Here is a 24,606-nt window from a genome sequence, read left to right as displayed (position 1 = left end):
GCGTCAGATCACGCCATTGGTGGGGCAGACCAAGATGTGAGCGCTCACAGGTCGCGACATTGCGGTGTCGCCTTTGAGATTGCGCCATGGGTGGGCGCGCGCCTAGTGTCGCGCAAAGCCGGCAACAGGAGGACCCCAAATGACCCGCCCCAATATTCTGATTTTTATGGTGGATCAGCTCAATGGGACGTTGTTTCCCGATGGGCCTGCAGAGTGGCTGCATGCGCCGAACCTGAAAAAGCTGGCGGCGCGCTCCACACGGTTTCAGAACGCCTATACCGCCAGCCCGCTGTGCGCGCCGGGGCGGGCGAGCTTTATGACCGGGCAACTGCCCAGCGACACGCGGGTTTACGACAATGCGGCGGAGTTTGCCTCCTCTATCCCCACTTACGCGCACCATCTGCGCCGGGCGGGGTATCAGACCTGTCTGTCTGGGAAGATGCATTTTGTCGGCCCCGACCAACTGCACGGCTTTGAAGAGCGCCTGACCACAGATATCTATCCGCCGGATTTTGGCTGGACGCCGGACTACCGCAAGCCGGGCGAACGGATTGAGTGGTGGTATCACAATATGGGCAGCGTCACCGGTGCGGGGGTGGCGGAGATTTCCAACCAGATGGAGTATGACGACGAGGTGGCCTATCACGCCACACGCAAGGTCTATGATCTGGCGCGGGGGCATGATGAGCGGCCCTGGTGTCTGACAGTCAGCTTCACCCACCCGCATGATCCCTATGTGGCGCGCAAGAAATATTGGGACCTTTATGAGGATTGCGCGCATCTGCTGCCGGAGGTGGGGCCGATCCCCTATGAAGAGCAGGATGCGCATTCCAAGCGGATCTTTGATGCCAATGACTGGCGCAGCTTTGACATCACCGAAGAGGATGTGCGCCGGTCTCGTCGGGCCTATTTTGCCAATATCAGCTATCTGGACGACAAGATTGGCGAGGTGATGGAGGCGCTGGAGGCGACCCGTCAGGAGGCTATCATCCTCTTTGTGAGTGACCACGGCGATATGCTTGGGGCGCGCGGGCTGTGGTTCAAGATGAGCTTTTATGAAGGCTCAAGCCGGGTGCCGATGATGGTGGCGGCGCCGCAGATGCAGCCGGGGCTGGTGACAACGCCAGTAAGCAATATCGACGTTTGCCCCACGCTATGTGATCTGGCGGGGGTGAGCATGGAGGAGGTCATGCCCTGGACCACAGGTGAAAGCCTGGTGCATCTGGGGCAGGGTGGCACGCGGGATACGCCGGTGGCGATGGAATATGCGGCAGAGGCCTCTTATGCGCCGATGGTGTCGCTGCGCTATGGCAAGTGGAAATACAACCGCTGTGCGCTCGACCCTGATCAGCTGTTTGATCTGGAGGCCGATCCTCATGAGCTGACAAATCTGGCCGAAGTGGCGGCCCATCAGGGCACGGTGCAGACATTGCGCGCCAAATCAGAGGCGCGTTGGGATCTGGCGGCGTTTGATGCGGCGGTGCGGGAAAGTCAGGCGCGGCGCTGGGTGGTTTATGAGGCGCTGCGGGAAGGCGGCTATTATCCGTGGGATTATCAGCCGCTGCAAAAAGCCTCTGAGCGCTATATGCGCAATCACATGGACCTGAATGTGGTGGAAGAAAATCAGCGGTTCCCGCGCGGAGAGTGAGGTGCTTTGGGTATTTTTGACCTGTAAGAAGCGGATGTGTCTTTGGCTTCTTACAGGTTTTCGATGCCTCGAAGGTGAATTGGAGCAGCCTAGAGAGCGCTGGTAAAGTGCCGCCTTCGGGTGACAGGTCAGGCGTTTGAGCGCAGCATCAGATCGGCGACTTCACGCGCTTCCTGACGGGCTTGGGCCGGGTTGAGTGGCGCATCTGATTGCGCGGCCTCAAGCCAGACCCCATCCATGTAGCATTGGAGTGCTTCGCGCATGGTTTCGCGGCGAGAATCCGGCACCAGTGCGCGCAGCTCGGCGCGGAAATGTGCATTCACCCGGGCGCGGTTGATGCGGTGCAGCCGTTGCAGAGAGGGCGCATAAGGCGCATTCGCCCAGAACTGCATCCAGATTGAGCATTGCTCGATGGTGAAAAGTCGATCCGAAAAGTTGGCGTCAATCACCGCCATCAGGCGCTCATGCGGAGTTTTGGCGGTGGCGTAACGCTCCAGCATGGCATCTTTCAGCTTGGAAAGCAGGCGGCGCATGGTGGCCTCCATCAGCTTTTCCTTGGAGCCGAAATAATAGTTGATCGAGGCGGCGGAAGCCCCGGCTTCGGCAGCGATTTCCGCCATGGTGACAACAGCATAGCCGCGTTTGTGCACCGCCGTGATGGTGGCGGTGATGAGTTCCTCATGTCGGATGTCGCGGATACGTGTTCGGCCCATGGTGCCACTTTAACGTGCTGGTGGGCGGGAGCAATGTTGTTGTTTCAATAAAAAAATGAAATGACCATTTAAAAAATGATCGAGCGGTGCTACGGTCGCGTCCAATTGAGATTCCGCGTGCCTGTCTGATCTGCGGGTGTGCCACCAAAGGAGCCAGCCATGCAGCTGCAACCAACCGCCAGTCATTTCATCAATGGGGCCTATGTGGAGGACACCGCAGGGGCGCAGATCGATATCATTTACCCGGCTACCGGTGAAGTGATTGGCAAGGTGCATGCGGCGACGCCGGCGATCATTGATCAGGCGTTGGAGAGCGCCAAGGCGGGGCAGAAGATCTGGGCGGCGATGACCGGTCGGGAGCGCGGCCGCATCATGACCCGCGCTGCGGCGATGATCATGGAACGCAACCACGAGCTTTCCGTGCTGGAGACCTATGATACTGGCAAGCCTTATCAGGAGACCATCGCGGTGGATGCCACCAGCGGTGCCGATGCGCTGGAATACTTTGGTGGAATGGCCGCAACCCTGACCGGTGAGCATATTCCGCTGGGCGAAGATTGGGTCTATACCGTGCGCGAACCGCTGGGCGTTTGTGTGGGCATTGGCGCGTGGAACTATCCGACACAGATTGCCTGCTGGAAAGGCGCGCCTGCTTTGGCCTGTGGCAATGCGATGGTGTTCAAGCCATCAGAAACCACCCCGATGTGTGCTTTGAAGGTGGCGGAAATCCTGCATGAGGCCGGTGTGCCTGCGGGGGTTTACAATGTCGTTCAGGGCATGGGCGAAGTGGGCGGCGCGCTGGTGAATGATCCGCGCGTGGACAAGGTGAGCCTGACCGGCTCTGTGCCCACCGGTAAGAAGGTCTATGCCGCCGCCGCGAGCCATATGAAGCACGTGACCATGGAGCTGGGCGGCAAGTCTCCGTTGATCATTTTTGATGATGCAGATGTGGAAAACGCTGTGGGCGGGGCCATTCTGGGCAACTTCTACAGTTCCGGTCAGGTCTGCTCCAACGGCACACGGGTGTTTGTGCAAAAGGGCATCAAAGAGAAATTCCTCGCCCGTCTGGCAGAGCGTCTGGGCACGGCGGTGATCGGCGATCCGTTGGATGAGGCCACCAGCTTTGGCCCGATGGTGTCTGAGCGTCAGATGAACATTGTGCTTGGTTATATGGGGAAAGGCCAAGAGGAAGGCGCACGGCTGGTGTGCGGCGGCAAGCGGATGGATCGCGAGGGCTTCTACCTTGAGCCCACCGTCTTTGCTGATGTCACTGATGAGATGACCATCGCGCGCGAAGAGATCTTTGGCCCGGTGATGTCGGTGCTGGATTTTGACGACGAGGAAGAGGTGATTGCGCGCGCCAATGCGACCGAGTTTGGACTGTCTGCCGGTGTGTTCACCTCTGATCTGACCCGTGGACACCGTGTGATTGGTCTGCTGGATGCGGGCAGCTGTTTCATCAACTCCTACAACGACGCCCCTGTGGAAGCGCCGTTTGGCGGAGTGAAAAACTCCGGCGTTGGGCGGGAGAACAGCAAAGAAGCGATCAATCACTACAGCCAGGTGAAATCGGTCTACGTGCGCATGGGCGACGTGGAAGCGCCTTACTAAACGCGGCCCGCGCGGACGCCCCTCTGTCGGAGAAGAATGACTATGCAGGCTGATTATGTGATCGTTGGAGCGGGCTCTGCGGGCTGCGCCATGGCGTATCGTCTGAGCGAGGCCGGGAAATCGGTGCTGGTGATTGAGCATGGTGGCACGGACGCCGGGCCGCTGATCCAGATGCCAGCGGCGCTGAGCTATCCGATGAACATGAGCCTGTATGACTGGGGCTACAAAACCCTGCCGGAGCCGCATCTGGGCGGGCGGACATTGGTGTGCCCGCGCGGCAAGGTGATTGGCGGGTCAAGCTCGATCAACGGCATGGTCTATGTGCGCGGGCATGCGGGTGACTATGACCATTGGGCCGAGAGTGGCGCGGATGGCTGGTCTTATGCGGATGTGCTGCCCTACTTCAAGCGCATGGAAAGCTGGCATGAAAGCGGGCAGGGGGGCGATCCGGACTGGCGCGGGGCCAATGGGCCGCTGCACATCAGCCGCGGGCCGCGCAACAACCCGCTGCATGCGGCTTTTGTCGAGGCGGGGCGTCAGGCGGGCTATCCCGTCACCGATGATTACAACGGTCAGCAGCAAGAGGGCTTTGGCCCGATGGATATGACCGTTTACAAGGGGCAGCGCTGGTCGGCGGCCAATGCTTACCTCAAGCCTGCGCTGAAACGGGAAAACTGTGATCTGGTGCGCGGCCTGGCGCGCAAGGTGGTGATGGAAAATGGCCGCGCCGTGGGCGTGGAGATTGAGCGTGGCGGCAAGGTGCAGGTGATCCGCGCCAATATCGAGGTTATCCTCTCGGCCAGCTCGCTCAACTCGCCAAAGCTGTTGATGCTGTCGGGGATCGGTCCGGCGGCGCATCTGGCGGAGCATGGCATTGAGGTGGTCGCAGACCGTGCCGGTGTGGGCCAGAACCTGCAGGACCACCTTGAGGTCTATATGCAGATGGCCTGCAAACAGCCGATCACTTTGTTCAAATACTGGAACCTGATTGGCAAAGGCCTCATTGGGGCGCAGTGGCTGTTCACCAAGAAAGGCCTTGGGGCGTCCAACCAGTTTGAGACTGCCGGATTTATCCGCTCGCGCGCGGGGATTTCCTATCCGGATATCCAGTATCACTTCCTGCCGATTGCGGTGCGTTATGACGGGCAGGCGGCGGCCGAAGGACATGGATTTCAGGCGCATGTGGGGCCGATGCGCTCGCCGTCGCGCGGCGAAGTCACGTTGTCCTCCTCTGATCCGAAGGCAGCGCCCAATATCTTCTTCAATTACATGTCGACGGAGCAGGACTGGGAGGATTTCCGCGCCTGTATCCGCCTGACGCGGGAGATTTTTGCACAAGAGGCGATGCAGCCGTTTGTGAAACATGAGATCCAGCCGGGTGCGGATTTGCAGAGCGATGATGAGATCGACAGCTTCATTCGCGAGCACGCGGAAAGCGCCTATCACCCCTGTGGCACCTGCAAGATGGGCCGCGCGGATGATCCGATGGCGGTGGTGGACAATGAGTGCCGCGTGATCGGGGTTGAGGGGCTGCGCGTGGCCGATAGCTCGATTTTCCCGCGCATCACCAACGGCAACCTCAACGGGCCGTCAATCATGACGGGGGAGAAAGCCTCGGATCACATTCTGGGGCGTCAGCTTGCGTCCTCAAATGCGGCGCCTTGGTTCCACCCTGAGTGGCAGGTGGCGCAGCGCTGAGGCTCTGAAAGCCCGTACACGCGGCTCTACCTTAGGTGACATGGCACGCGCGCTAAAAACTGCATTTGTCGTGCGGATTTGATCGGGGTCAAAGTTGGCCCCGATTCTCGTTGGTATGGTGCTGTCGGACCTAAGAAAAAGGAGCGAACAGCATGTCTAACACCCCACATGAGCTGGCCGAAGAATTCCCTGATTTTGCAGAGAAAATGAGCGCGCTGAAAGTGAGCGACAAGCATTTTGCAAAGCTCGCGGCGGACTATCATGAGATCAACCGCAAGGTGCACACTGCAGAAACCAACGTGGCGCCGCGCGAAGAGCTGGCTGAAGTGGATCTGCGCAAGCGTCGCGGTGCGCTGAAAGATGAGATTTACGCCTATCTGAAAGCCAACTGAGTTTTGGCCATCGCATAAAAAGCTACGCTCCGCCGGAGGGGACTCGGGCGGAGCGTATCCGTGTTTCATGACATATTAGGGCGCATTTCATGAAACACTGTGAACAAGGTGCTTGCCTTAGAACTTGAAGCGCACACCCAGGTTCACGGAGGTGTTGGACAGGTCGTCAGACACGCTGGCGGTGCCACCCGGGGAGGTGCGGGTGCCTGTGACGTCAAAGCCGCGGGTGTAGCGCACATCACCAAACAGAGCGACCTGATCGTTGATGTCATAGGAGGTGCCTGCGATCAGCTGGGCGGTGAAGACTTCGTCGTCGCCGCGGATGGTCACGCCGTTGCCGTAAGAGATGTCCTGATCAAAGAAGCCAACACCCACACCGGCACCGAAGTACGGGGTGAATTTGGAGCTGGTTTCCACGTCAACGATCAGGTTGCCGAGCAGGTAGGTTGCGGAGATGTCGCCAGCGGGGTTGGCTTCTGCACCGGCGCCGTTGCCGCTGAAGTCTACGGCGGTGACATCGTTGGAGCGGTAGGAGAGTTCGACTTCGCCGCGCAGGGAAAGGCCGTTGCCAAAGCTGGTGATGCCGCGGCCCACTGAGATGCCGACTGCCAGATCATCATCAAGATCGGAGCGCACGTTCTGGGTGCCGCCGCCGATGATGCCGGAGTGGTTGGCGTCATCCGCGAAGGAGTAGCCGAGGGAGCCCTGCACATACCAATCGTTGGCGAAGGCTGGAGCTGCGAGGGTTGTGGAGGCGAGCAGCGCTGCGCCGAGGAGAGAGCGGGTGAACATGAGACTGGCCCTTTGTCTTGCTAATCGTGTTGTTGTGTCGTGGGGCCAAGCTGCACAGCGCGGGGGCAACTGTCATTTCACAAGCTCAAAAGAAAATGTGTGACCGCGCCATTGAACAATTTTCAAACAGGGCGCGAGTTTTGGGAAATGCAACCATTTCAGAGGGTTGTGTGGTGCGCACGCGGCGCGTGTGGCTCACAGCGGGCTGGGTCGCCCCCTTGGGGTGCAACATGGCTCACGCTTTGGTGAGCGATGCGGCGGGTTTGGGCTGTGCCTTGGGTCAGCCCACGTCGTAGGGGAGCACATCGCGGCGGTTCTCGTCAATCGTCAGGCGGCGCTCCAGCGGCGGCACAGAGCGCTGATGGCAGTGTGTGCGTTCACAAATCCGACAGGAGATGCCGATCGGCTCAAAGGCCTGCGGGTTGTCGAGCTCCATATGGTCGGCATAGACTAGGGCGTCGGCGTGGCGGATCTCGCACCCAAGCGCGATGGCGTAGCGGCGCACGGGCGCGCCGAAGTGGCCGCCGGATTTGGAGACATCCCGCGCAAGGGAAATATAGCGGACGCCGTCTGGGGTTTCGGCCAGCTGGCGCAGGAAGTGGCCGGGGGTCTCAAAGGCGCGGTGGACGTTCCAGAGCGGGCAGGCGCCGCCGAAGCGGGCAAATTGCAAGCGTGTTGCGGAGTGGCGCTTGGTGATGGTGCCGGCCTGATCCACGCGCACAAAGAAGAAGGGGATGCCCTTGTTGCCAGGGCGCTGCAGGGTGGAGAGCCGGTGGGCGATCTGTTCGATGGAAGCGCCAAAGCGGTTGGCCAGCAGTTCCAGATCGTGGCGGGTGTCGCGGGCAGCCTCAAGGAAGGTGCCGTAGGGCATGAGGGCTGCGCCAGCGAAATAGTTGGCAAGGCCGATCTTGGCGATGGAGCGGGCGGCGTCGCTTTGGAAGCGGGCGAAATCCAGCGTGGCTTCAAGCAATGTGCCGTGCTGGAGCAGGGCGACCTGCAACAGAAGCTGGAAGGTCTGGGTTTCAGGCTGGGCGTAGCGTGAGATCTGCAGACGCTGGGTGTCGGCGTCAAAGGCGCGCAGGTGGTCGACATCGGTGAAGGACACGGCGATGCCAGCCTCCCGCAGCGCGGCAAGGGCGGCGGCGCGGACGCCGCCGTGTTCGACCGCTTGTTGGGCAAAACGCTCGGCGGCGTGGTCTACTGCGTCGATGTAGTTGTCACAGTAGTGGAAGAAGTCGCGAACCTCATCCCAGGGGCTCGACTGCATCTGCACGTCCTGACGTCCGAGCGCTTCGTCCAGAGAGGCGAGGCGTTCGTGGGTCTGCCGGTAAGCGCGGTGCAGCTCCAGAAAGGCGCGAGCCAGTGCGGGCGCATTTGAGGCGGCGAGGCGCAGATCTGCCAGCGGAGCGGAGGTTTCGGCAAGGACCGGATCCGCCAGCGCTTCGCGCATGTCAGAGACAAGGCGCTCGCTGTCTCCGGTGCTGAGCTCTGTCACGTCCAGCCCGAATTCTTGTGCGAGCGCGAGCACAACCGTGGTGGAGACCGGGCGGTTGTTGTTTTCCATCTGGTTCAAATAGGGCAGGGAGACGCCGAGTTTCTGGGCGAAGTCCTTTTGTGTGAGCGTCAGCCGCGTGCGGATTTCGCGTAGCTTTGCGCCTGCGTATAGCTTTTGCGTTGGCACAGTGGTCCTCCCGTGGTCCTCCGGTTTGCATAGCTGCAAAGATAGCTTTGCAAACCGCGCTGCGCCAGCGGGATTTTGCAGGGTGCGACGATGGGGCGGTGCAGGTTTGACGCGCAGAGGTGTGGCGCGCGCTCAGAGGCGCAGTTGCTTTTCGCGCAGCATCACAAGGGCGATGGCCAGGACAGCGCAGCCTGCGGTGGCCACCATCAGCCAGAGCAGCGGGAAGGCGCCGGTTTCCGGTGTCAGCAATGTGCCTGCCAGCGCCGAAAGCGCAGCGCCGCCGCCAATCATGATTGCACCGGTGAGGCCGGAGGCGGTGCCTGCCAGCTGCGGGCGTACCGACAGGGCGCCTGCGGTGGCGTTGGGGATGGCAAGGCCGTTGCCGATGCCCACAAAGCTCATGAAGCCAAAGAACACCTCGGCGGAGCCATAGCCCATGTAGAAGATCGACAGTGAGGTGGCGATGCCAAGGCCGCAGATCAGGCAGCCCGCCATAACCATGCGGTTCACGCCGATGCGCGCAGAGTAGCGGCCTGCCAGAAAGTTGCCGATGAAATAGCCCACTGCGGGCGCGCCGAAATATATGCCCATTTGTGAGGAAGTCATGCCAAAAAGTTCTGTGGCCACATAAGGCGCGCCGCCAAGGTAGGCAAAGAAGGCGCCGGAGGTGAAGCCATTGGCCAGCGAGTAGCCCCAGAAACGCGGGCTGGTCAGCAGCTCGGGATATTGGCGGACCTGTTCCCCGAGGCTGAGACCGCTGGCGGATTTGGTTTCACCGAGATCGCGGTAGGCCAGCCAGAAGATCGCCAGCCCCACAAGAAAGAGCATCCAGAAGCTGGCCTGCCAGCCAAAGGCCGCATCCAGCACGCCGCCAAGGGCGGGGCCAAGCATGGGCACCACGGTCATGCCCATGGTGACATAGCCGATCATGGAGGCCGCCTCATCCGTGGAGACCATATCGCGCACCACGGCGCGGGTCAGGACCATGGCGACAACCACCGCAGCCTGAAGCATGCGGAAGGTCAGGAAGGTGGCAGCATTGGGGGCAAAGATGCAGCCCAAAGTGGCCAGCAGAAAGATCACCATGCCACAGAGTATCACCGGGCGGCGGCCAAATTTGTCAGATATCGGCCCGACCACAATCTGCAGCACGCCGTTCACCGCGAGATAGACCGCGATGGAAAGCTGCATCACCGCATAATCCGTGCCGTAGTAGGTCGCCATGGAGGGCAGGCTTGGCAGGAAAATGTTCATGCACAGCGCAGAGACACCTGCCAGCAGGATCAAGGTGATGATGTTTGGTGGCGTGGTGCGGTCCAGAAAAGTGCCGCGGGTCTGGCTGTTCATGGGCTAAGAGGTAGGGGGGCACCCTTTCAATGTCCATGAAGAAATTTCAGATGTGAAGGATTTGCGGGTTTGCAATTCGCACCTGCTGGGTTTCATCTGGTTTGCAAATTTGCCGAATAAAGCTTTTGCCGCGGGGATGTCCTTCTTATGGTATCGTTCAACCGAGGTGTGCGCCTGTGTTTTCCGGTGGTCTGGCGGCAAAAGCCAAGCAGTCGGGGTGGTGCGCAAGAGAGATCATGAGGGACTGCCATGAAAGATATTTTGCAGCAATTGGAAGAGCGTCGTGAGGTTGCACGCCTTGGCGGCGGTCAGCGCCGGATCGACAGTCAGCACGCCAAAGGCAAGCTGACCGCGCGGGAACGGATCGAGCTTCTGCTGGATGAAGACAGCTTTGAAGAGTTTGACATGTTCAAAACCCATCGCTGCACCGAGTTCGGCATGGAGAAAGACAAACCCGCAGGCGACGGTGTGATCACCGGCTGGGGGACTATTAACGGCCGTATGGTCTATGTCTTTTCTCAGGACTTCACGGTGTTTGGCGGCTCGCTGTCTGAAACCCACGCGCAGAAGATCTGCAAAATTCAGGACATGGCGGTGCAGAACGGTGCGCCGATCATTGGTCTGAACGATTCCGGCGGGGCGCGTATTCAGGAGGGGGTGGACTCTCTGGCGGGCTATGCCGAGGTGTTCCAGCGCAATGTGATGGCCTCCGGTGTGGTGCCGCAGATCAGCGTGATCATGGGCCCCTGTGCCGGTGGCGCGGTGTACTCGCCTGCGATGACCGACTTCATCTTTATGGTCAAAGACACCTCTTATATGTTTGTGACCGGCCCGGACGTGGTAAAAACCGTGACCAATGAGGTTGTGACCGCAGAAGAGCTGGGGGGCGCAAGCACCCACACTAAGAAATCCTCTGTTGCGGATGGCGCGTTTGAAAACGACGTGGAAGCGCTCGCCGAAGTGCGCCGTCTGGTCGACTTCCTGCCGCTCAACAACCGCGAAAAGCCGCCTGTGCGCCCGTTCTTTGACGAGCCGGGTCGGATCGAGAAAAGCCTTGATACGCTGATCCCGGACAATCCGAACACGCCTTATGACATGAAAGAGCTGATCCATAAGGTGGCGGACGAAGGCGATTTCTACGAGATTCAGGAAGACTACGCCAAGAACATCATCACGGGTTTCATGCGTCTGGAAGGTCAGACCGTGGGCGTGGTGGCGAACCAGCCGATGGTGCTGGCGGGCTGTCTAGACATCGACAGCTCCCGCAAGGCGGCACGGTTTGTGCGCTTCTGTGACTGCTTTGAAATTCCGATCCTGACGCTGGTGGACGTGCCGGGCTTCCTGCCGGGCACCACACAGGAATATGGCGGCGTGATCAAACACGGTGCAAAGCTGCTGTTTGCTTATGGTGAAGCGACCGTGCCGAAGGTGACTGTGATCACCCGTAAGGCCTATGGCGGTGCCTATGACGTGATGTCCTCCAAGCACCTGCGCGGCGATTTCAACTATGCCTGGCCCACGGCGGAAATCGCGGTGATGGGCGCGAAAGGCGCCACCGAGATCATCCATCGTGCGGATCTGAACGATCCGGAGAAGATCGCGGCGCACACCAAGGATTATGAAGACCGGTTTGCGACCCCGTTTGTGGCCGCAGAGCGTGGCTTTATTGACGAGGTGATCATGCCGCAGAGCACACGCAAACGCGTGAGCCGGGCCTTCGCGAGCCTGCGCAATAAGCAGCAGAAAAATCCTTGGAAAAAGCACGACAACATTCCGTTGTAATGCGCTAGAAGTGGATTCATTGAAAATCCATACAGGGAAAAGTTGAATATGAGATCGCTTATCTTTGCTTCTTGCGCATTGCTTTCATTGCCGGTTGCGGCGCAGAGCCAATCCTGCCGGGGCGTGCAGGCGTTTGATCTTGGCGGTGGCACCAAAGGCTGTGTCGTCACCATTGAGGAGAGCGCCATCGTCACCACGCGTTCGCGTGATGACGGTGCCAGCACCCAAACCCGTCGAGCGGCGCAACCTTTGGTGGCTGCGGCGATGACTGGGCCGGTGCCGGGCAAGCGAAGCGTTGTGAAAAAGCAGATGGTTGCGATGTGCAAAGCCACACAAGGCAAAGTACGTGAGCAATTCTCTGACGCAAAATACAACCGGGTCATCTTGTACATGGATTGGCGCGATGCTGGCGGCGAACTGTATGGCGGCTTTTCGACAGATACCTGCCGTGGTTTCAGGTTCTTTGATGGCTGATAGTGCGCGCGCATATCTCCCCAGTGTTGGGCAGGCCTCGGCAATGGAGTGCGCGCGCGCTCTTTGGGGGCGGGCACAATGTGTCCGTTCCTGCGAAGGGACGGTTTGATCATGACTGAGCTCTTCAAAAACCAAGCTTTCACCATTTCCCATGCCGATGACGGAAAGTTCGTCGGGCAGGGGCTGCGGGCGTTTTTTGAGTATCGGGATCTCGGAATCAAGGACGGCACCCAAGGCGAGTTTGGCGCGCATGTCATTCGGGCGGTGCCGGGGATGGAGAGCCCGGGGGCTTGGCACAGCCATGAGCTGGATTTCCAGATGGTTTATGTGACCAAAGGCTGGGTGGTGTTTGAGTATGAGGGGCAGGGCGAGCATGTGCTGCGCGAAGGCTCCTGCGTGCTGCAGCCGCCGGGCATCAAGCATCGCGAAGTGCGTCATAGCGATGATATTGAGCTGATCGAGATCATCAGCCCAGCAGACTTTGACACCTCTGATGAGGAGGCGCCCGCATGAGCAAGGCGCGCTGGCATATTCTGCGCGAGGGCGACCGGCTGACGGTTGCGCGGCGTGTGCCTGTGCGCTGGGATCTGGCGGTGCAGACCACGCTGCCGGATGCCGGTCGGCTGCGGATTGCCCAGCAGGTGCGTCAGGACATGTGGCGGGCGCTGCAGGATCTGCGCGGCTTTGCGCCGGTGGTGCAGGTGACGCGTGTGGATGGCATGCTGCAGGTCAAGGCTGGTGGTGCAGTGGCTGGTGCGGTGGCGCGCGAAAAGCTGGAAGCCGAGATTTCTGAGGTGCTGAACTGCCCCAAGCGCCGCGCGCGTTGGCTGCGCCACGCGCAACACAAAAGGGTGGCGGCATGACTGATTTCCACCCAAATCCTTGGATTGTGAAAAAAAGTTCCGCGTTGAGCGTATTTTTTGGAGCTTTTGTTAAAAAACTGTGTAAGCCTGCGACTCACGTTGTTTTTGCCGCATTTGGAGGGCCCCTTTTGGGTGCAGCGGCCACAGCTGGAGTTTTGGAGGAGGCTCCAGCTGTGCCCTCCGGCAACGTTGTTTCCCTACATGAAGTGCTGTTTGAGACCCGTGCGGACACCAGCCGTGTCGCGCGGTTTCGCTATGTCATGCCTGTGATGCAGCAGGGGGTGACCTTTGCGGAGATCGAAGGGGACTTCTTTCACCTGTGCAATGGCGTCGCGGTGCCGTATCTGGCGGTTTCCGAAGAAAAAGTCGATCAGGTGATCATATCCATGGCGGACAGAGAAACAGAATTCGGCGTGATGACCCATCTCGCCCAGCAATATTTTGAAGCTTTCAGCGTGCAAGACGGCATCTGTATCTGGGAGGGCTTCTGATGGCGCTACTAGATATTGTTGCGGATTTTACGGCACAGCGCGACGTTGCGGCAAAGTGGCCACATCGCATGAACGCCGACTGCTATCCCTATCTTTTTACAACGCAATCCCATAATCTCCGCGCATGTCGCAACAACGCGGCAGTGAGGCAGGCAGGGTGCACACGCCCTGTCCATACTGAAAACGATAAGTGGAGAAACAGATGTCCAAGAGCATCAAGTCATTCCTCGCGATTGGCCTTGTGGCCCTCGTGGCGGCCTGCGGCCAAGACGAACCGATTGAAGAGTTCGTTGTGGTTGATCCAGAGCCGATCTCAACCGAGCCAGCCTACACTGGCAAATACAAGTAAGGCGCACAGCCTTTCGATTCGCACGACTCGTGAGCAGGCCGCGCGGCCTGCTTGCACCACACAACAGGTGATGCGGATACCGCTCCCTCAGCAGAAGGGAGCGCTGGCATGATCAAGCATCGCGGCTTCCCCGGGCGTCTTCCGGGTTCAGATTTTCAATTCACCATCCGGCGCGCAAATCCACGTGGCGTGACTCCGATCACCCGCAGAGAGCGTTTCAAGGATCGCAAACCGGCTGACCGGCGCGCGGACACGGCCTTTATGGCCGCGCTTTGGGAGCATTTCGGAGATCAGCCCTTTGAGCGCGGCAATCTGGATGCCGGGCGTCTGAGCTGGCTTTTCGGGCGCGAGGTGATCGCGGTGGACGATCCGTTTGATCCGGAGAGCTATGACGCGCTTTTGGTGATTGATGAGGCCGTGGCACGGGCCTCTTTCCCGGACGCGTTTGAAGACGACTACTGATGCACCAGCCGGGCGCACATATCACGTTGCCCCCAATGGGTATGGCCCCACCTGCCGCTGTTGGCGGGCAGGGCCATGGCTTCGCTTTAGAAGTTCAGCTGCACAGCCAGCTGGATACGGTCGGAGTCAAATGTGCGCCCGGTGGCCACATCGTTGCGTTCCCCGATGAAGTATTCCGCGCTGAAGGTCAGATCATCCGTCACCTTGTAAAAGGCGTTGAGGTGGATGGTTTCCAGCTCGTCAAAGGCGAGGGTGCCTGTGGATGTGGCGAGGTCGTAATCCTCGCGGCCGTAGGCGATGCCCACGTTCCAGCGCTCGCCAATGTCCTGACGGAATTCCAGCGTGTAGCCGGAGACGTCATTGGCCTGCCCGCCGACAGCCGCGTTGCCTGCACCGATGAGCAGCGGGCCGAGGGCTTCGCCGTCAACATAGGTGGCCTGGAAGAGACCGCCCGCCCAGGGACGTACCGCGCCGGAGAGGGTGAAGCCGCTCTGGTCGATGTCCTGTCCACCGGTGCGCACGGTGCCAGCAAGGCCTGCCACGCGGGCGCTGAAGAGGTCGGTGTCATAAGACAGGGCCGAGGTGAAGGTCGGGTCATCAGAGGTGGTGTTGTTTTCCTCGATGGAGGCGCTGAAGGTCAGGGCGTCCCAGCTGTGGGTGTAGCGGATCTGCGGCACACGGGCGAAGGCGATGCCGACGGGGCCGTTGAATTCCACCGTGGTGGGGTATTGGCTCAGCGGCATGAAGTTGGTCCAGTCCTGACCGATCAGCCAGTTGTCGCCCAACTGAACGCTAGCGTGGCGCAGGCGCAGCTCTGCGGTGCCACCGGAGCCGAACAAGTCCAGCTCAAGGCGGCCAGAGACATTACCGATGCCGGTGTCAGTGTTGGTGCGGAAGCCGAGACGGGATTGCCGCGCGGTGGCGCCAAAGCTACCGTCGGTGGCGTTGGCTGGCTCCCCGATGGCATTCGGGAAGGCCGTGTCGCCCTGCCGGAAGTCGGTGTCATAGTAGAAGTCGGCTTTAAGGTAGCCGTAGATGTCGACGCTGGTGCCGCCAATGCTGAAGTCGCCGCCGCCGGTGCTGGCCGGTTCGCTGCCGGCCTCAAGCGCCTCGACGCGGGCGCGCAGCGCGTCAAGCTCGGACTGCGTGCCTTGATCCTGGGCCTGCGCGAGAGTGCCGGTCGTCCCTATGGTCAATGCCGCGACAGTCAAGAGTTTATGTCTGGGTTTGCTCATGTGGCTGGTCCTTTCAATGACGTGCAACACCCCATGCGTTTCACGGGTTTGCGAATTGTCGAAATGACGTCGCCGCGAGCCAGCGTGAGCAAAAATTCAGTGCTTTGTGACAGTTTTGTGAAGATGTGCTCTGCAGGGTCCTTACGTAAGGGTAAGGTATTGAAAATGCAGACCACGCTATTGTTGGCCCTTTGTGATCGCCGCCCTCTTGAAACTGCACTTGTGTACCAAATGGTTCCTAATTTTCGCGTGTTTGTGAAGGCAGTTGATCGCCAGTCCTCGCAGTGCCTGCCAAATACGGTCGGCGGGAAGTTGCCTTGGGGTGAGCGGATTGAGCAGGATGCGGCCTACGGTGGCACGTCGGGGCAGAATGCGCTTTGGTTCCCAAAATTTGGTGTCATCATGATTTCCGTGGGATGCGCCGTTCTGGCGGGTTCCTGTAACAGTGTATTCCGTTACCCTTCCCCTTCCGGGTGGTTCTGTCGTGTCCCTTCAGAATCACCCGTTTTTTCGGTTCAGACCTCGTCAGAGGCAGGCCAGAAAAACGCGGGACCGCAGGCTGTCAAAGAGCTGCGCAGCGGGCAGACGGATGCAGGCAGAAACGCAGAGGGCATAAGACCCTCACAGGTATCGGAAACTCAGCAATGCGTATCAAAGCAGCAATTCTCGGCGTCTGTGCGCTCACCGCGCTTGGCGCCTGTGGCGACACCCTTGGCGAACAGGCGCTCATCGGCGCGGGCGCAGGCACTGCGGCCTCTGCGGTCGTGGGCGGCAGCCTCGCCGCTGGCGCGGTCATCGGCAGCGCAGCCAACGTCGTTTATTGTAAAGAATTCTCCAACAAGTGCTGATGAAGCGCGGGCGGCGGCAGCTGTCGCAGCCCCGGCATCAGTTCTGAGATATTCGGCTGCCCGTCAGCCGAACCCGAAAACGAAGCCATCCACCCGTTTGCGCGGGCGGGTGGCTTTTTTGTTGCCAAACCAGACCGCGCAAGCGGCCTGACAAGACCAAAAGGACGAGACGATGTTCGACAAGATCCTGATTGCCAACCGGGGCGAGATTGCCTGCCGTGTGATCAAATCTGCCCGCAAGATGGGCATCAAGACGGTGGCGATTTACTCTGACGCCGACAAGCAGGCGCTGCATGTGCAGATGGCGGATGAAGCGGTGCATATTGGCCCGCCGCCCGCCAACCAATCCTACATCGTGATCGACAAGGTCATGGACGCCATCAAAAAGACCGGCGTGCAGGCGGTGCATCCTGGCTATGGCTTCCTGTCGGAAAACGCGAAATTTGCCGAGGCGCTGGAAGCGGCTGGCGTGGCCTTCATCGGCCCCCCTAAAGGGGCAATCGAGGCGATGGGGGACAAGATTACCTCCAAAAAGATCGCCCAAGACGCCAATGTGTCCACCGTGCCGGGCTATATGGGCCTGATCGAGGATGCGGATGAGGCCGTGAAGATCTCCAACGAGATCGGCTATCCAGTGATGATCAAAGCCTCCGCTGGTGGCGGCGGCAAAGGCATGCGGATCGCGTGGAACGATGAGGAAGCGCGCGAGGGGTTCCAATCGTCCAAGAACGAGGCGGCCAACAGCTTTGGTGATGACCGTATCTTCATCGAGAAGTTCGTGACCCAGCCGCGTCACATTGAAATTCAGGTGCTGTGTGATGCGCATGGCAACGGTGTGTATCTGGGCGAGCGCGAATGCTCGATCCAGCGCCGGAACCAGAAGGTTGTGGAAGAGGCGCCAAGCCCATTCCTTGATGAAGCCACCCGTAAGGCGATGGGCGAGCAATCTGTCGCGCTGGCCAAGGCGGTGGGCTATGCCTCTGCCGGGACCGTGGAATTCATCGTGGATGGCGACAAGAACTTCTACTTCCTTGAGATGAACACCCGTTTGCAGGTGGAACACCCTGTGACCGAGCTGATCACCGGTGTGGACCTTGTGGAACAGATGATCCGTGTCGCCAATGGTGAGCCGCTGACCATCACGCAAGAAGATGTGAAACTGCAGGGCTGGGCGATTGAGAACCGCCTTTATGCAGAAGATCCCTATCGCAACTTCCTGCCGTCCATTGGCCGTCTGACCCGCTACCGCCCACCGGCGGAGACCAAAGCCTATACCCCGGGCACCCAACCTGGGGATGCTGGGGATGAGGTCGTGCGCAATGATACTGGCGTCTATGAAGGCGGCGAGATCAGCATGTATTATGACCCGATGATCGCCAAGCTCTGCACATGGGCCCCGACCCGCGACGCGGCGATTGAGGCGATGCGTGTGGCGCTGGACAGCTTTGAAGTCGAAGGCATTGGCCACAACCTGCCGTTCCTGAGCGCGGTGATGGATCACCCGATCTTCATCAAAGGCGATATGACCACAGCCTTCATTGAAGAGCAGTATCCGGAAGGCTTTGACGGCGTGGAGCTGCCAGAGGCGCAGCTCAAGCGCGTGGCGGCGGCTGCGGCGGCGATGTATCGCGTGGCAGAGATCCGTCGCACCCGTGTGTCGGGCCGCATGGACAACCACGAGCGCCGTGTGGGCAAGAAGTGGGTTGTCTCTCTGCAGGGGCATGATTTTGCCGTGAAGGTGAAGGCCGACAAGGAAGGCTCCACCGTCAAGTTTGAGGATGGCAGCAAGCTGCGTGTGGCCTCTGACTGGACACCGGGTGACCAGCTGGCAGAGGTCGATGTGGATGGCCGTCTGGTGCTGAAGGTTGGCAAGATCTCCGGTGGGTTCCGTCTGCGGACCCGTGGCGCGGATCTGAAGGTGCATGTGCGCACGCCGCGTCAGGCCGAGCTGGCCAAGCTGATGCCGGAGAAGCTGCCGCCGGACACCTCCAAGATGCTCTTGTGCCCAATGCCGGGTCTGATCGTGAATGTCGACGTGGAAGTGGGTGACGAAGTGCAGGAAGGTCAGGCGCTGTGCACGGTGGAAGCCATGAAGATGGAAAACATCCTGCGGGCCGAGAAGAAGGCCGTGGTCAGCAAGATCAACGCAGCTGCGGGCGACAGCCTTGCGGTGGATGATGTGATCATCGAATTCGAATGATCTGATCCAGACAATGGCTCGTCCGGCTTGGATGTCGGGCGGGCTCTCACCGCCGAAACCATAGGAGCCCGCCATGACCGGAGACGCATTGCAGATTGCAAAGACGACCCAAATTGGCCCGTTTGACACCGGGCGGCTGGCCTATGGGTGCTGGCGGTTTGCAGGGTCTACAGCGGCAGAGGCGGCGCAGAAGGTGCACGCGGCGCTGGAGATTGGCGCCAACCTTGTGGACACGGCGGCGATTTATGGATTTGGCGCCGAAGGCTTTGGCGCTGCAGAAGAGGTGCTTGGTGCTGTCTACCGCGCGGAAAAAGATCTGCGCGCACGCACGGTGCTGGTGACCAAAGCGGGCATTCACCCGCCTGTGCCTTACGACAGCCGCGCGTCCAACCTGATTGCGAGCTGTGAAGGCTCACTCGCGCGGCTTGGCACCGACACCATCGACGTTTTCCTGATCCATCGTCCGGACCTGCTGGCCTCGTTTGAGGAGGTGGCGGACGCGCTGACGAAGCTGCGCCAGGCGGGCAAAATCCGGGAAGCGGGGGTGAGCAATTTCACCCACACACAGATCCGGGCGCTGCAGAGCAAGCTGGATTTTCCGCTGGTCGCGAGCCAGCCGGAGTTTTCACCGCTGGCGATTGATCCGCTGGAAGACGGCACACTGGATATTGCGCAAGAGCTGAACCTTGCGGTGATGGCTTGGTCGCCGCTTGGCGGAGGCCGTTTGACGGCGGCGCATCAGCCGGAAGCGGGCACGCAGGAGGCCCGCGTGCTGACTGTGCTGGAGGGGATTGCCATACGCGAATCCGTGGGCGTGGACCATGCGGCGCTGGCCTGGGTTCTGGCGCATCCGAGCAATCTTATCGCGCTGATCGGCACCCAGAATGTGGCGCGGATCAAAGACAGCGCCAAGGTGTTTGACGTGCGTCTGAGCCGTCAGGACTGGTATGATGTGCTGGTCGCCGCACGCGGGAAAGCGATGCCGTGAGACCGGCCGCCGGGCATATCACGCCGCGCGCAGAGGCGCACGTTCACGGCTGGCGACGGTCGCGGATTTCCTGCTGGCGCAGCGGGTTTTTGTCGATGCTGGCAGAGATTTCGCGCACCGACCACGGCAGCGGTTTGCGGAAATACACAATGCCGTCCTTGCCGACAAAGGCCATCATGAAGCCGCGCGGGCGCAGTTTCTGGCGCAGTGGGGATTTGGCCGCCGGATCGGTGTCGGTGAAGACAATCACGTCGCGCTCAAGCAAAGCTTCAGGGCGCGCATTGATGAGCTCCATCTGCTGGATGAAGCGCGGATCGCGCTCGGTGTCGGCAAATACGACGATCAGCCGATTCACCCAGCGGAAATCCTCGAGCTTTGCATCAAGGCCTGAGCGCACAAGTTGTGGTGCATTTTCGGTGTTTTCTGCGCCGGGGGCGGTTGGGGCTTCGGTGGCCTGTGCCGCAACGCCGGTGGCTGACAGAAAGGCAATTAGAACAAGGGCTAAGCGGTGTGTCATTCTCTCTCCTGCTGCGCCCAATATAAGCGTGCTGACCCACAATACGATCCCTAACCGTAAAATGGGTCAAATTTTACAGTCGATTAGCAAGATATCCATGGGTGTCTGTGCATGATGGCGGTCTCTGTATATCCGGCCGCCCCTGCGGGTATGGCCTTTAGCAAGGTGCGCGCAGCCATGGACGTCATCCTACATGTCGGGGCCCATCTCTCTGGGGTTTCCACACTCGCAAGCTATCTCAATCGCAACCGCCGGTCGCTTCAGGCCCGTGGTTTGGCGGTCTGGACTACAGAACACACCCGCAAGGGCCTGTTTGACGGGGTCACTCTGCGATCCGGTCTGCATGGCGTGGAACGACGCCGTGCACGTGGGGCCGGGCGGGTGCAATTGCGGTCTGCCATGCTTGAGCGTGACAAGGTCAAGGATCTGATGGTGCTTGAGCCGGACATGCTGGGCAGCATGGAAAACAACCTCGCCGCAGAGCGGCTCTACCCTGCGGCGGGGGAGCGGGTGGCGCGGGTTGTGCATGCTTTTGGCGGACGTGTGAAGCGCGTGATCATCGGCATTCGCGCGCTTGAAGACTATTGGGGAGGGGCTTTGGCGCACGGGTTGCGCTGGGGGCGGGACCTGCCGGATGAGGCAAAGCTGGAGCGACTGGTCACACAGCCGCGCAGTTGGCGCAAAGTGGTGCTGGATCTGGCCTGCGCCGCGCCGGATGCTGAAATTCTGGTGATCCCCTATGAGCGTTTGGGCGCACGGCCTGAGGTCGTGCTGGGATATGCGGTCAGCGGACGTTTTGAGGCGCCGACCAACTTCCGCCTGAACGGTCTGGCTCAGGTGCCGAAACTGCCTGAACTGAGAGAGATCCTGCGGGACCGCGGGGAGTCACCTGACGCACTGCCCAATGGGATGGGGCGCTGGCATCCGTTTGATGCCTTCAAGGTTGATATTTTGAGAGAAATTTACGTCGAAGATCTGGCCTGGCTGCGCGCCGGGGCGGATGGACTGGCGTATCTGATTGAAGACAGCGCACCGGAGAGGGCTGGCAGTGCCAGCCGCTTTGGCTAGCAAAAACGAAGACGAGGATGACGTCGATGACAGACACCAAGAAATGGGCCGAACTGGCGGAAAAAGAGCTGCGTGGAAAACCGCTTGAGGATTTGACGTGGAAAACGCTCGAAGGCATTGATGTCAAACCGCTCTACACGGAAGAAGACACGCAGGATCTGCCGCATATGGGCAGCCTACCGGGCTTTGGACCATTCACACGCGGCCCCAAGGCGACCATGTATGCCGGCCGCCCCTGGACCATCCGCCAATATGCGGGCTTCTCCACGGCAGAAGAATCCAACGCCTTTTACCGCCGTAACCTCGCCGCTGGTCAGCAGGGTGTGTCTGTGGCTTTTGATCTGGCGACACACCGCGGCTATGACAGCGACCATGAGCGCGTGGTGGGTGACGTGGGTAAGGCCGGTGTGGCGATTGATTCCGTTGAGGACATGAAGATCCTGTTTGACGGCATTCCGCTGGACAAGGTCTCTGTGTCGATGACCATGAACGGCGCTGTTATTCCGATCCTTGCGAACTTCATTGTGGCCGGTGAAGAGCAGGGCCATGACAAGAGCCTGCTGGCGGGCACCATTCAGAACGACATTCTGAAAGAGTTCATGGTGCGCAACACCTATATCTATCCGCCTGAGCCAAGCATGCGGATCATCTCTGACATCATCGAATACACCTCCAACGAGATGCCGAAGTTCAACAGCATTTCGATTTCCGGCTACCACATGCAGGAAGCGGGTGCGAACCTCGTGCAGGAGCTGGCCTACACGCTGGCGGACGGGCGCGAATATGTGCGCGCGGCGATGGATGCGGGCATGGATGTGGACAAATTCGCAGGCCGCCTGAGCTTCTTCTTTGCGATTGGCATGAACTTCTTCATGGAGATCGCCAAGCTGCGTGCGGCACGCACGATCTGGCACAAGATCATGACCGAGTTTGGTGCGAAATCCGAACGCTCCAAGATGCTGCGGACCCATTGCCAGACCTCTGGTGTGAGCCTGCAGGAGCAGGATCCTTACAACAACGTGATCCGCACCGCCTATGAGGCGATGAGCGCGGTTCTGGGCGGCACCCAGTCGCTGCACACCAACGCGCTGGATGAAGCCATCGCGCTGCCGACCGATTTCTCCGCACGCATTGCGCGCAACACCCAGCTGGTGCTGCAGGAAGAGACCGGCGTGACCAATGTGGTCGATCCGCTGGCGGGTTCTTACTACATCGAGAGCCTGACCAATGAGCTGATCGAGAAGGCCTGGGCGCTGATCGAAGAGGTCGAGGAGATGGGCGGCATGACCAAGGCGGTGGCCAGCGGTATGCCGAAGCTGCGCATCGAGGAAAGCGCTGCGACCCGTCAGGCGATGATCGACAAGGGCGACGAGGTGATCGTTGGGGTCAACAAATACCGCAAGGAGCAGGAAGACCCGATCGACATTCTCGATGTGGACAACGTTGCGGTGCGCGAAAGCCAGATCGCCCGTCTGGAGCGCATCCGGGCAGAGCGTGACAGCGCCGCTTGTGACGCCGCACTTGAGAACCTGACAAAAGTGGCGAAGGAAGGCGGCAACCTCTTGGCCGCAGCAGTGGAAGCCGCGCGTGCCCGCGCCTCGGTAGGAGAGATCAGCATGGCAATGGAGAAGGAATTCGGCCGTCACCGCGCTGAAGTGAAGACGCTCGCCGGTGTCTACGGCGCGGCCTATGAGGGCGATGAAGGCTTTGCGGCCATTCAGAAATCCATCGAGGATTTTGCCGAAGAAGAGGGCCGCCGTCCGCGTCTGCTGGTGGTGAAGATGGGGCAGGATGGCCATGACCGTGGTGCAAAAGTGATTGCGACCGCCTTTGCCGACATCGGCTTTGACGTGGATGTGGGCCCATTGTTCCAGACGCCGGCGGAAGCGGCGCAGGACGCGGTGGACAACGACGTGCATGTGGTTGGGATTTCCTCGCAGGCAGCAGGCCACAAGACTTTGGCGCCGCAGCTGATCGAAGCGCTGAAGGAGAAAGACGCGGAGGACATCATCGTGATCTGCGGTGGCGTTATTCCGCAGCAGGATTATGAGTTCCTGCAGAATGCCGGTGTGAAAGCGATCTTTGGTCCGGGCACCAACATTCCGGAAGCGGCGCAGAACATTCTGGAGCTGATCCGCGACGCCCGTAAGTAAGCGGGGCTTGGCGGTGCGGGGGGCAGCCCCCGCGCGCAGGTTTAGACGGGGGGCAGCCCCCGTACGCAGATTTAAACGGGGGCCAGCCCCCGTGCCCCGGGAGATTTCGGGCAAGAGGAAGGGGCGCGGTTTCGCGCCTCTTTTTGCGTTGTGGTGGCGCGCGCTTTGGGCTTTGGTGGCGCCAAAGCAGGAGGGTGTGATGCTGAGATTGGATCATTTGGCCGTGGCCGCAGAAACGCTGGCAGAAGCGGTGGCGCATGTGGAAGAGGCGCTGGGCATCAAAATGGGGCCGGGTGGCGAGCACGCGCATTTTGGCACGCACAATCAACTGATTGGTCTGGCGGATGGGCTCTATCTGGAAGCGATTGCCGCCAATCCGGCTGCAGAGGCGCTGCCCTATCCGCGGTGGTTTGATCTGGACCGTCTAGAAGGCGGGCCGCGTCTGGGGAACTGGATTTGCCGCAGTGATGATCTGGACGGCGAGTTGGCGCGTCTGGGCGTGGATGCGGGCAAGCCGATTGCCCTGTCGCGCGGGGATCTGAAATGGCGGATGGCGGTGCCGGATAGTGGCGTGCTGCCGTTTGACAACCGCTTTCCCGCGCTCATTCAGTGGGATGTGACGGTGACACCGGCGGAGCTTTTGCCCGCCTCCGGCGTGGCGCTGACACGTCTGGAAGTGGCGAATCCGGAGGCGACAGCGCTTGCGGAGATGGTGGGCTTGCAGGACGCGCGTGTGGTGTTTGTGGACGGGCCTTCCGAGTTGCGCGCAACCTTTGAGACACCGCATGGCACGCGGGTGCTGCGATGACGCTGCGCAGAGCCGACGCGTTAGATGCCGAGGCGGTGGCGGCGATTTGGAATGCCGAGATCCGCGAGGGTGTGAGCACCTTCACCACGGTTGAGAAGACTTCAAGGCAGGTGCGCGCGGCGATTGAGGCCGAGGCGGCAGCGTTCTTTGTGGCGGAGCGGGCAGGGCAGATTGTGGGCTTTGCCACCTATGGCGCGTTTCGCGGTGGGCCGGGCTATGCGCGCACGGTGGAGCATACTGTCTATCTAACACCTTCGGCGCGCGGGCAGGGCCTTGGGCGCACTTTGCTGGAGCAGCTTGAGGATGCAGCAAAAGTGGCCGGGCATCATGTGATGGTGGCCGGTGTGGGGAGTGAAAACGCCGCAGGCATCGCATTTCACAAAATCATGGGATTTCAGGAGGTTGGACGGCTTCCTGAGGTGGGGCGCAAGTTTGATCGCTGGATGGATCTGGTCTTGCTGCAAAAAATGCTGTGATGCAGCACTG

At 60.2% G+C, this 24,606-nt stretch carries 24 protein-coding genes; 18 read left to right on the top strand and 6 right to left on the bottom strand.

Annotation, left to right across the window (positions count from 1 at the left end):
* Nucleotides 1-139 precede the first annotated feature (139 nt).
* Nucleotides 140-1,648 carry a choline-sulfatase gene (gene betC / locus J7412_RS20300; RefSeq protein ID WP_209063908.1) on the top strand — a complete coding sequence of 503 codons (1,509 nt, stop codon included), beginning with the start codon at nt 140-142 and terminating at the stop codon, nt 1,646-1,648.
* Nucleotides 1,649-1,776: 128 nt separating this feature from the next.
* Here betC and betI read toward each other — a convergent pair whose 3' ends face one another.
* Complete coding sequence (gene betI / locus J7412_RS20295; RefSeq protein ID WP_209063905.1) at nt 1,777-2,361, bottom strand: transcriptional regulator BetI; 585 nt, start codon at nt 2,359-2,361, stop codon at nt 1,777-1,779.
* Nucleotides 2,362-2,520: 159 nt separating this feature from the next.
* On the opposite strand from betI, the gene betB reads away from it, so the two are divergent.
* The 3 genes from betB to J7412_RS20280 all read left to right on the top strand — a co-directional run bounded on the left by betB (nt 2,521) and on the right by J7412_RS20280 (nt 6,062).
* On the top strand, nt 2,521-3,972 hold the full coding sequence (gene betB, locus J7412_RS20290) for a betaine-aldehyde dehydrogenase (RefSeq protein WP_209081138.1): 1,452 nt from the start codon (nt 2,521-2,523) through the stop codon (nt 3,970-3,972).
* Nucleotides 3,973-4,014: 42 nt separating this feature from the next.
* Nucleotides 4,015-5,670 carry a choline dehydrogenase gene (betA, locus tag J7412_RS20285; protein ID WP_209081129.1) on the top strand — a complete coding sequence of 552 codons (1,656 nt, stop codon included), beginning with the start codon at nt 4,015-4,017 and terminating at the stop codon, nt 5,668-5,670.
* A gap of 152 nt (nt 5,671-5,822) precedes the next feature.
* The gene (locus J7412_RS20280; protein ID WP_209081126.1) at nt 5,823-6,062 is read left to right on the top strand and encodes a DUF465 domain-containing protein; all 240 of its coding nucleotides are present in this window, start codon (nt 5,823-5,825) and stop codon (nt 6,060-6,062) included.
* A 117-nt stretch (nt 6,063-6,179) separates the two neighbouring features.
* On the opposite strand, the gene J7412_RS20275 is transcribed toward J7412_RS20280, so the two are convergent.
* From J7412_RS20275 to J7412_RS20265, 3 genes are all read right to left on the bottom strand, one after another.
* Entirely contained in the window at nt 6,180-6,854 is a 675-nt protein-coding gene (locus J7412_RS20275) for an outer membrane beta-barrel protein (protein ID WP_209081124.1), read from the bottom strand.
* Nucleotides 6,855-7,134: 280 nt separating this feature from the next.
* The gene (locus J7412_RS20270) at nt 7,135-8,535 is read right to left on the bottom strand and encodes a helix-turn-helix transcriptional regulator (protein ID WP_209081122.1); all 1,401 of its coding nucleotides are present in this window, start codon (nt 8,533-8,535) and stop codon (nt 7,135-7,137) included.
* A 132-nt stretch (nt 8,536-8,667) separates the two neighbouring features.
* Nucleotides 8,668-9,882, bottom strand: coding sequence for a multidrug effflux MFS transporter (locus J7412_RS20265; protein WP_209063898.1), 1,215 nt, complete (start codon nt 9,880-9,882; stop codon nt 8,668-8,670).
* Nucleotides 9,883-10,131: 249 nt separating this feature from the next.
* On the opposite strand from J7412_RS20265, the gene J7412_RS20260 reads away from it, so the two are divergent.
* The 7 genes from J7412_RS20260 to J7412_RS20230 all read left to right on the top strand — a co-directional run bounded on the left by J7412_RS20260 (nt 10,132) and on the right by J7412_RS20230 (nt 14,303).
* Nucleotides 10,132-11,664, top strand: a complete 1,533-nt coding sequence (locus J7412_RS20260) for an acyl-CoA carboxylase subunit beta (protein ID WP_209081120.1) — start codon at nt 10,132-10,134, stop codon at nt 11,662-11,664.
* 48 nt (nt 11,665-11,712) lie between these two features.
* Nucleotides 11,713-12,138 carry a hypothetical protein gene (locus J7412_RS20255; RefSeq protein ID WP_209063895.1) on the top strand — a complete coding sequence of 142 codons (426 nt, stop codon included), beginning with the start codon at nt 11,713-11,715 and terminating at the stop codon, nt 12,136-12,138.
* Nucleotides 12,139-12,249: 111 nt separating this feature from the next.
* Nucleotides 12,250-12,651 (top strand): cupin domain-containing protein, encoded by a 402-nt coding sequence (locus J7412_RS20250; protein WP_209081118.1) that lies wholly within the window; start codon nt 12,250-12,252, stop codon nt 12,649-12,651.
* Nucleotides 12,648-13,001: a hypothetical protein gene (locus J7412_RS20245; RefSeq protein ID WP_209063890.1), complete on the top strand. Its 354-nt coding sequence runs from the start codon at nt 12,648-12,650 to the stop codon at nt 12,999-13,001. The genes J7412_RS20250 and J7412_RS20245 overlap by 4 nt, the downstream gene beginning before the upstream one ends.
* Nucleotides 12,998-13,492, top strand: a complete 495-nt coding sequence (locus J7412_RS20240) for a DUF6497 family protein (protein WP_209081116.1) — start codon at nt 12,998-13,000, stop codon at nt 13,490-13,492. Before J7412_RS20245 ends, J7412_RS20240 begins: the two co-directional genes overlap by 4 nt.
* A gap of 202 nt (nt 13,493-13,694) precedes the next feature.
* Nucleotides 13,695-13,841 carry a hypothetical protein gene (locus tag J7412_RS20235; RefSeq protein WP_209063885.1) on the top strand — a complete coding sequence of 49 codons (147 nt, stop codon included), beginning with the start codon at nt 13,695-13,697 and terminating at the stop codon, nt 13,839-13,841.
* Nucleotides 13,842-13,949: 108 nt separating this feature from the next.
* On the top strand, nt 13,950-14,303 hold the full coding sequence (locus tag J7412_RS20230) for a hypothetical protein (protein WP_209081114.1): 354 nt from the start codon (nt 13,950-13,952) through the stop codon (nt 14,301-14,303).
* An 86-nt stretch (nt 14,304-14,389) separates the two neighbouring features.
* On the opposite strand, the gene J7412_RS20225 is transcribed toward J7412_RS20230, so the two are convergent.
* On the bottom strand, nt 14,390-15,538 hold the full coding sequence (locus tag J7412_RS20225; protein WP_209081112.1) for a DcaP family trimeric outer membrane transporter: 1,149 nt from the start codon (nt 15,536-15,538) through the stop codon (nt 14,390-14,392).
* A gap of 644 nt (nt 15,539-16,182) precedes the next feature.
* On the opposite strand from J7412_RS20225, the gene J7412_RS20220 reads away from it, so the two are divergent.
* The 3 genes from J7412_RS20220 to J7412_RS20210 all read left to right on the top strand — a co-directional run bounded on the left by J7412_RS20220 (nt 16,183) and on the right by J7412_RS20210 (nt 19,574).
* Nucleotides 16,183-16,386, top strand: a complete 204-nt coding sequence (locus J7412_RS20220; protein WP_209081110.1) for a hypothetical protein — start codon at nt 16,183-16,185, stop codon at nt 16,384-16,386.
* A gap of 172 nt (nt 16,387-16,558) precedes the next feature.
* Entirely contained in the window at nt 16,559-18,586 is a 2,028-nt protein-coding gene (locus tag J7412_RS20215) for an acetyl/propionyl/methylcrotonyl-CoA carboxylase subunit alpha (protein WP_209081108.1), read from the top strand.
* A 73-nt stretch (nt 18,587-18,659) separates the two neighbouring features.
* A complete protein-coding gene (locus J7412_RS20210; protein WP_209081100.1) occupies nt 18,660-19,574 on the top strand; it encodes an aldo/keto reductase in 915 nt (304 codons plus the stop codon).
* A 43-nt stretch (nt 19,575-19,617) separates the two neighbouring features.
* Here the strand turns inward: J7412_RS20210 and J7412_RS20205 are convergent, their stop codons facing one another.
* Nucleotides 19,618-20,091 (bottom strand): DUF4174 domain-containing protein, encoded by a 474-nt coding sequence (locus tag J7412_RS20205; RefSeq protein WP_209081098.1) that lies wholly within the window; start codon nt 20,089-20,091, stop codon nt 19,618-19,620.
* Between the two features lie 111 nt (nt 20,092-20,202).
* Here J7412_RS20205 and J7412_RS20200 point away from each other — a divergent pair, with 111 nt between their 5' ends.
* The 4 genes from J7412_RS20200 to J7412_RS20185 all read left to right on the top strand — a co-directional run bounded on the left by J7412_RS20200 (nt 20,203) and on the right by J7412_RS20185 (nt 24,596).
* Nucleotides 20,203-21,159, top strand: a complete 957-nt coding sequence (locus tag J7412_RS20200; RefSeq protein WP_209063871.1) for a hypothetical protein — start codon at nt 20,203-20,205, stop codon at nt 21,157-21,159.
* 17 nt (nt 21,160-21,176) lie between these two features.
* Nucleotides 21,177-23,312 carry a methylmalonyl-CoA mutase gene (gene scpA / locus J7412_RS20195; protein WP_209063869.1) on the top strand — a complete coding sequence of 712 codons (2,136 nt, stop codon included), beginning with the start codon at nt 21,177-21,179 and terminating at the stop codon, nt 23,310-23,312.
* Nucleotides 23,313-23,511: 199 nt separating this feature from the next.
* The gene (locus tag J7412_RS20190) at nt 23,512-24,120 is read left to right on the top strand and encodes a VOC family protein (protein ID WP_209081090.1); all 609 of its coding nucleotides are present in this window, start codon (nt 23,512-23,514) and stop codon (nt 24,118-24,120) included.
* Nucleotides 24,117-24,596: a GNAT family N-acetyltransferase gene (locus tag J7412_RS20185; protein WP_209081088.1), complete on the top strand. Its 480-nt coding sequence runs from the start codon at nt 24,117-24,119 to the stop codon at nt 24,594-24,596. The genes J7412_RS20190 and J7412_RS20185 overlap by 4 nt, the downstream gene beginning before the upstream one ends.
* Nucleotides 24,597-24,606 lie beyond the last annotated feature (10 nt).

The sequence above is a fragment of the Shimia sp. R9_3 genome (assembly GCF_017743755.1).
In the GTDB taxonomy this organism is placed as follows: Bacteria; Pseudomonadota; Alphaproteobacteria; order Rhodobacterales; family Rhodobacteraceae; genus Shimia.
This window is presented reverse-complemented; position numbering and strand designations above follow the sequence as displayed.